General features: G+C 71.6%; 4 protein-coding genes. 3 read left to right on the top strand and 1 reads right to left on the bottom strand.

Features of this window, described 5'->3' with window-relative positions; genetic code table 11:
- Nucleotides 1–288 precede the first annotated feature (288 nt).
- Nucleotides 289–798 carry a MarR family transcriptional regulator gene (locus HY68_RS13440; RefSeq protein ID WP_052457088.1) on the top strand — a complete coding sequence of 170 codons (510 nt, stop codon included), beginning with the start codon at nucleotides 289–291 and terminating at the stop codon, nucleotides 796–798.
- Nucleotides 795–2,471 (top strand): MDR family MFS transporter, encoded by a 1,677-nt coding sequence (locus HY68_RS13435; protein ID WP_041988472.1) that lies wholly within the window; start codon nucleotides 795–797, stop codon nucleotides 2,469–2,471. Before HY68_RS13440 ends, HY68_RS13435 begins: the two co-directional genes overlap by 4 nt.
- Nucleotides 2,472–2,546: 75 nt before the next feature.
- On the opposite strand, the gene HY68_RS13430 is transcribed toward HY68_RS13435, so the two are convergent.
- On the bottom strand, nucleotides 2,547–5,423 hold the full coding sequence (locus HY68_RS13430; protein WP_041988470.1) for an FAD-binding and (Fe-S)-binding domain-containing protein: 2,877 nt from the start codon (nucleotides 5,421–5,423) through the stop codon (nucleotides 2,547–2,549).
- A gap of 226 nt (nucleotides 5,424–5,649) precedes the next feature.
- On the opposite strand from HY68_RS13430, the gene HY68_RS40695 reads away from it, so the two are divergent.
- The coding region (locus HY68_RS40695; RefSeq protein ID WP_078863928.1) for an ATP-binding protein at nucleotides 5,650–6,915 on the top strand (1,266 nt) is incomplete at its 3' end.

The following is a 6,915-nucleotide window of genomic DNA, read 5'->3' as shown; positions in this document are numbered from 1 at the left end:
CCGACGCGGCACCAGGCGCGGCGTCGGGCGCGCTTCCAGGCGCGCTTCCAGGCGCCGCACCCGCCGACAGGCCCGGCCCGCCCGCCACCGTGCCCGTTCGCGGCTCTTCCACCGAAATCCTCCCCACTCGCCCCGTGATGCCAGTCCACCATAGCGGACTCGCAGTCCAACGTAATGCACTCGACAATACGCAGTAGGTGTAGCAGTCATCCACCGATATAGTTGCCCGTATCAGGCACTTGCATGGCACATGCAAGTTATGTGGCTCCGCCGGGGAGGGACAGCAGCATGGGCGACGACGACGGACTCGTCACTCCGCTCGCGGAGGGAGTGGAGCGACTGATGAACCTGTTCGTCAGAACCCGCGCGCACATGCTGGACAAGGCCCGCCACGACGTCGTCTGGTCGGCCCAGCTGCTGATGGGGACGCTCGTCACGCACGGCCCGATGCGCCTCAAGGAGCTGGCCGGCCTGGTGCAGTCCGACCCGTCCACGGTGAGCCGGCAGGTGGCGCAGCTCGTGCGCGACGGCTTCGTGGAACGCCGCGCCGACGCGGTGGACGGGCGTGCCAGTCTGCTGCTGGCGACCGACAAGGCCCGGCAGGCGGTCGCCGACCGCAAGCAGCTACGGGACCTGCACTACGACCGGATGCTGCACACCTGGAACAGCCACGACCGCAACCAGCTCTCCGCGCTGCTGATGCGGTTCATCGACGACTTCGAGACCTACAAGACCGCACTCGCCGGCACCGACTGGACCACGGTCCGACCGGCGGGTCGAGAGGAGACCAGGCAATGAGTACCACCGCCGGCGCCGCATCGGCCAACGCCGGCCCGGAGACCCCAGGGGAGGCGAACCGGACCGGCTACACGCACCGTCAGATCCTGGTGATCCTGTCCGGGCTGCTCCTGGGCATGTTTCTCGCAGCACTCGACCAGACCGTCGTCTCGACGGCGATCTACAAGATCGGCGAGAGTCTCAACGGGCTCACCGCACAGGCGTGGGTGACCACGGCCTTCCTCATCACCTCGACGATCGCGACGCCGCTCTACGGCAAGCTGTCGGACCAGTACGGCCGCAAGCCGTTCTTCATCTTCGCCATCGCCGTCTTCATCGCGGGCTCCGCGCTCTGCACGCTGTCCACGTCGATGTACATGCTGGCCGCCTTCCGTGCCTTCCAGGGCATAGGCGCCGGCGGTCTGTTCTCGCTGGCCCTCGCGATCATCGGCGACATCATCCCGCCGCGTGAACGTGCCAAGTACCAGGGCTACTTCATGGCCGTCTTCGGTACGTCCAGCGTCCTCGGCCCGGTGGTGGGCGGCGCACTGGCCGGCCAGGACACGCTGGCCGGCATCGACGGCTGGCGCTGGATCTTCCTCATCAACGTCCCGATCGGCATCGGCGCGCTGGTCGTCGTGACCAAGGTCCTGCACCTGGAGCACACACCGCGCAAGCACCGCATCGACTTCGCGGGCGCCCTGAGCCTGATGGTCGCGCTCGTGCCGCTGCTGATCGTCGCCGAGCAGGGCAGGACCTGGGGCTGGGGTGCCGGTTCCTCGGTCACCTGCTACATCATCGGCGTTGTCGGCATCGTCGCCTTCCTGTTCGCCGAACGGCGCGCGGGGGACGAGGCGCTGCTGCCCATGCGGCTGTTCCGCAACAGCGTCTTCTCCGTCGGCGCCGCGCAGTCGCTGATCATCGGTATCGGCATGTTCGGCGGCATCACGCTGCTGCCGCTCTACCTCCAGCTGGTCAAGGGCAACTCCCCGACGAAGGCCGGGCTGCTGACCCTGCCGCTCGTGCTCGGCATCATGTCGCTCTCGGTCGTGGCGGGTCAGATAACCTCGCGCACCGGGCGTTACAAGATCTTCCCGATCATCGGCGGCGGACTGCTGGTGATCGGCATGCTGCTGCTGTGGCAGCTGAAGGCCGACAGCGGTCTGGTCTACACGGACGTCGCGATGTTCGTGGTCGGCGCCGGACTGGGTCTGAACATGCAGACCATCGTGCTGGCCATGCAGAACGCCGTGTCGCCACGTGACATCGGGGTCGCGACCTCGTCCACGACGTTCTTCCGGCAGATGGGCGGCACCCTCGGCGTCGCGGTCTTCCTGTCGATCGTCTACTCGATCGTCGGCGACAAGATCAGCTCGGCGTTCGCCGACGCCCGTGGCAGCGCCGCCTTCCAGGCGGCGGCCAAGGCCCATCCGGACCAGCTCAAGACACTGACGTCGGCTTCGTCGGGGTCGGCGGGCACGCTCAACGACACCTCGTTCCTGAGCCACCTCGACCCGGCGCTGGCGCAGCCGTTCAAGGTGGGCTTCACCGGGGCGATATCCGTCGCGTTCCTGGTGGGTGCGGCCGTGCTGGTGATCGCGTTCGTGCTGGCCATGTTCATCAAGGAAGTACCGCTGCGGACCACGGCCGCCGCGTTCAGCAAGGAGCCTGCCGAGGCCGAGGCCAAGGCGTAGGACGCTCCGCACGCATTCTCCGCACACCGGCGCCGGGGCGGGATGGTCTCCATCCCGCCCCGGCGTCGTCGCGTTTCAGGACCGCGCGTCCAGGGCCCGCGCCAGCACCTCCGCCAGATGGTGCGCCTCGCGTCCCGCCAGCTGTTCCAGCTGGGTACGGCACGAGAAACCGTCCGCCAGCAGCTCCGTGCCCTCCCCTGCCGCCCGCACGGCCGGCAGGAGTTGGTCCTCGGCGCAGGCCACCGACACGTCGTAGTGGCCCTTCTCGAAACCGAAGTTGCCCGCGAGACCGCAGCAGCCGCCGCTCAACTCGCCGGTCAGTCCGGCCCGTTCACGCAGTCTGCGCTCGGCGGCGTCGCCGAGCACGGCGTGCTGGTGGCAGTGCGTCTGGCCGGCCACCGGACGGTCGACGCGGGGCGGCTGCCAGTCCCCCGCGCACTCTTCCAGCGCCTGCGCGAAGGTACGCACCGACGCGGCCAGCCGCGCCGCGCGCGGGTCGTCGCCCAGCAGCTCCGGCAGGTCCGTCTTCAGCGCGGCGGCGCAGCTCGGTTCCAGCACCACCACCGGCAGCCCCTCGTCGAGCAGCGGTTCCATGACGTCGAGTGTGCGGCGCATGACCGTGCGCGCCCGGTCGAGCTGGCCGGTGGAGACGTACGTCAGCCCGCAGCACACCTGACCGCCGTCCGGCGGCGCGACCAGGCCCATCCCGGCCGCCTCCATCACGCGTACGGCGGCCCGGCCGACCGAGGGCGAGAGATGGTCGGTGAAGGTGTCGGGCCACAGCACGGCGGTACGGGCCTGCTCCGTCGACCGGCCCTTCGTGTGCCGCCGCCACCAGCGCGTGAACGTCTCGGGCGCCAGCCGCGGGATCGTACGCTCCGGGGCGATCCCGCCGAGCCGCTTCGCGAGCGCCGCCAGCGGCGCGACCCGCGCGCCCGCGTTGAGCAGCCGGGCGTACGGCGCCGCCAGCCGCAGCCAGCGCGGCAGCAGGCCCATCGTGTAGTGCGCCATGGGCCTGCGCCTGCCCCGGTAGTGCTGGTGCAGGAACTCCGCCTTGTACGTGGCCATGTCGACGCCCACCGGGCAGTCGCTGCGGCAGCCCTTGCAGGACAGGCACAGGTCGAGCGCGTCCCGTACCTCCGTCGAGCGCCAGCCGTCGGTCACGATGCCCTCGGTCGCGCTCCCTTCGGGGCCGCTCGCGTCGCCTGCCAGCATCTCGTGCAGCAGCCGGGCCCGGCCGCGGGTGGAGTGCTGCTCCTCGCCCGTCGCGCGGAACGAGGGACACATCACCCGCGCCCCCGAACTCGGCCCGGCGACACGGCATTTGGCGACGCCCACACAGCGTCGTACCGCCGCGGAGAAGTCGCCGCCCTCCGGACCGTCGTGCGGGTAGCCGAAGGCCACGTCGACCGGCCGCCGGGGCAGTACGGCGAAGCGCAGGTTCTCGTCGAGCCGGGCCGGACGGGCCAGTACGCCGGGGTTCAGTCCGCCCGCCGGGTCCCACAGGTCCTTGAACCGGCCGAAGAGGGCGACCAGTTCGTCGCCGTACATCTTCGGCAGCAGCTCGGCGCGCGCCAGCCCGTCGCCGTGCTCGCCCGACAGCGAGCCGCCGTGGGCGACGACCAGTTCGGCCGTGTCCTGCGAGAAGGCGCGAAAGCGCCGTACGCCGTCCTCACTCATCAGGTCGAAGTCGATGCGGACATGGATGCAGCCGTCGCCGAAGTGCCCGTACGGGGTTCCGCGCAGGCCGTGTTGGGCGAGCAGCGCGCGGAACTCCCGCAGGTACGGGCCGAGTCGGGCGGGCGGCACGGCGCAGTCCTCCCAACCGGGCCATGCCTCGCTGCCGTCGGGCATCCGGGTCGCCGTGCCGGACGCGTCCTCCCGTACCCGCCACAGCGCGCGCTGTCCGACTAGGTCGGTGACGATCCGGCCGTCCAGCGCGTCGGCGGCGCCAAGGATCTCCGCTGCGCGCGCCCGCGCCTCGGCCGGTGTCGCGCCACCGGTCTCCACGAACAGCCAGGCGGCGCCGCGCGGCAGGTCGTGGCCGGGGCTGACCAGGTCTTCCGCCATGCCCTCGACGGTGAGCGGGTGGTACGGGAGCAGTCCTGCCGCCGCCTCGGCCGCCGCGCTCTCGTCGGCGTAGCCGATGACGGCGAGCGCGCGTGCGGCGGGCGCGTCGACGAGCCGTACGGTCGCTTCGGTGAGCACGCCGAGGGTGCCCTCGCTGCCACAGTAGGCGCGGGCGACGTCCACGCCCGACTCGGGCAGCAGGGCGTCCAGGGCGTAGCCGGAGATCCGGCGGGGCAGCCCGGTGGGGTAACCGGTGCGCAGCAGGGCGAGGTTGTGGTCGACCAGTTCGCGCAGGCCTTCGGGGGCGCCGTCCGCGCCGTGCCGGCCCTTGGCCAGCTCCAGCGGCCGGCCTCCGTAAGTGATGACGGACAGGGCGTGGACGTTGTCGGCCGTCGTCCCCCAGGCGACCGAGTGTGATCCGCAGGAGTTGTTGCCGATCATCCCGCCGAGCGTGCAGCGGCTGTGCGTGGACGGATCGGGTCCGAAGGTCAGCCCGTGGTGCCGTACGGCGGCGCGCAGGTCGTCCAGGACGACGCCGGGCTGGACGACGGCCGTACGGGCCTGCGCGTCCACGGCGAGGATGCCGCGCATGTGGCGGGTGAAGTCGAGGACCACCCCGACGCCGGTGGCCTGCCCGGCGATGGAGGTCCCCGCGCCGCGCGCCACCACCGGCACGCCGTGCTCGCGGCACACGGCGAGCGCCGCCGCCACGTCCGCCGCGTCGCGCGGCGCGACGACGCCGACCGGCACCCGCCGGTAGTTGGACGCGTCCATCGTGTGCAGTGCGCGCGCCGCCACACCGAACTCCACATCGCCGCGCACCGCTCCGCGCAGTTCCCGTGCGAGCGCCGTTGCCGTCGCCGTCCTCCGCTGCTCAGCCATGGCTCCAGGATGCCCCCTAAAGCGAAACAGGAGCCCGTTTCGTCACGTATGGCACACCGGCATCACGGCTACAGCACAGAAGAATCCCAACAGGAAGCTCCCAAACTGATCGTCAATTCTCCTATAGTGGGCACGGTTTGATCATTATTCAACATGACCATGTCGCTTCAGACCGTCGCCGACCGACCGCCACCCCCCGTCCCCCCTTCTTTACGAGGTAGCCGATTTGCGCCCCTCACTCCGGCCCACAGCACCGGCTCTGCTGATATCGGCCGCAGTCTGCGCCCTCCTGTGCCTGTGGGCCGTCTCCGCCGCACCCGCGTCCGTACGGACGCCGCTGGCCTGGGGTTCGGCCGCGGCAGCCGTCGCGCTGACCGCCGCGGTCACCGTCGCGGCCCACGCCCTGTGGACGGCCCGGCAGCTGCGTGAGCACAACGAGTCGCTCGCCGCCCGCGCCGACCAGTTCGCCGCCGAGACCCGCGCGGCGAAGGAGGAGACCCGCAGGGGCGAGGCAGACGTGCGACGCGCCTTCGAGGAGGCCGCGAAGAGCGCCGCCAGACGCGCCGCCGCCGTCTCCGTCAGCTCCAACGCCGCAGGACGGATGCAGGCACTCGCGACCGGCATGCTCGCCGACCTCCGCGAGATGGAGAACCGGCACGCCGACGAGGACGTCCTGGCCGACCTGCTGCACCTCGACCACCGCACGGCCCAGGCGGGCCGGCTCGCCGACTCCGTCGCCGTACTGACCGGCGCGCGCTCCGGACGGCGCTGGGCGAAGCCCATCGTGATGGAGTCCATCCTGCGCGGCGCGATGGGCCGCATCAGCGGCTACCAGCGGGTGCGGCTGCACTCCACCAGCGACGCGGCCGTCGCGGGCCACGCCGCCGAGGGCGTCATGCACGCACTCGCCGAACTCCTCGACAACGCCGCGAACTTCTCGCCGCCCACCGCCGAGGTCCATGTGTACGTGGAGGAGGTCCCCGCCGGGATCGTCATCACCGTCGAGGACAGCGGCCTGGTCATGAGCGACGTACAGCTGCGCCGCGCGGAACGCGCCGTGGGCAGCGAACAGTCCGACCTCACCGGATTCTCCGGCACCCGGCTCGGGCTCGCCGTCGTGGGCCGGCTGGCGCGCAAGCACGGACTGACCGTGTCCTTCCGGCCATCGGCGCGCGGCGGGACCGGCGCGCTGCTGATGCTGCCGCAGGACGTGCTCACCCAGCTGCACCGGGAGGGCCCGGCGCCGGTGACGGCCCCGGTGGCGGCGCCCGCCCGGCGCACGACACCGGCCACGGCACCGACCGCGACGCCTCTCACGACCCCGGCACCGGCCGCGACAGGCCGCCCGGCCACCTCACGCGCCGCGACCGCGCCGTCCGCCGAGCTTCCGCCCGAGGTGGCGGCGCCGGACTTCGCCGAACACAGCTTCGCGGAGGCCGAGGCGCAGCTCGGCGACAGCGGGCTGCCCAAGCGCCGGCGCGGCCGTACGCTC

This window comes from Streptomyces sp. AcH 505 (assembly GCF_000818175.1).
Taxonomy (GTDB): Bacteria; Actinomycetota; Actinomycetes; order Streptomycetales; family Streptomycetaceae; genus Streptomyces.
Note: the sequence above shows the minus strand (reverse complement) of the source record. Positions and strands in the feature narration are given on the sequence as shown.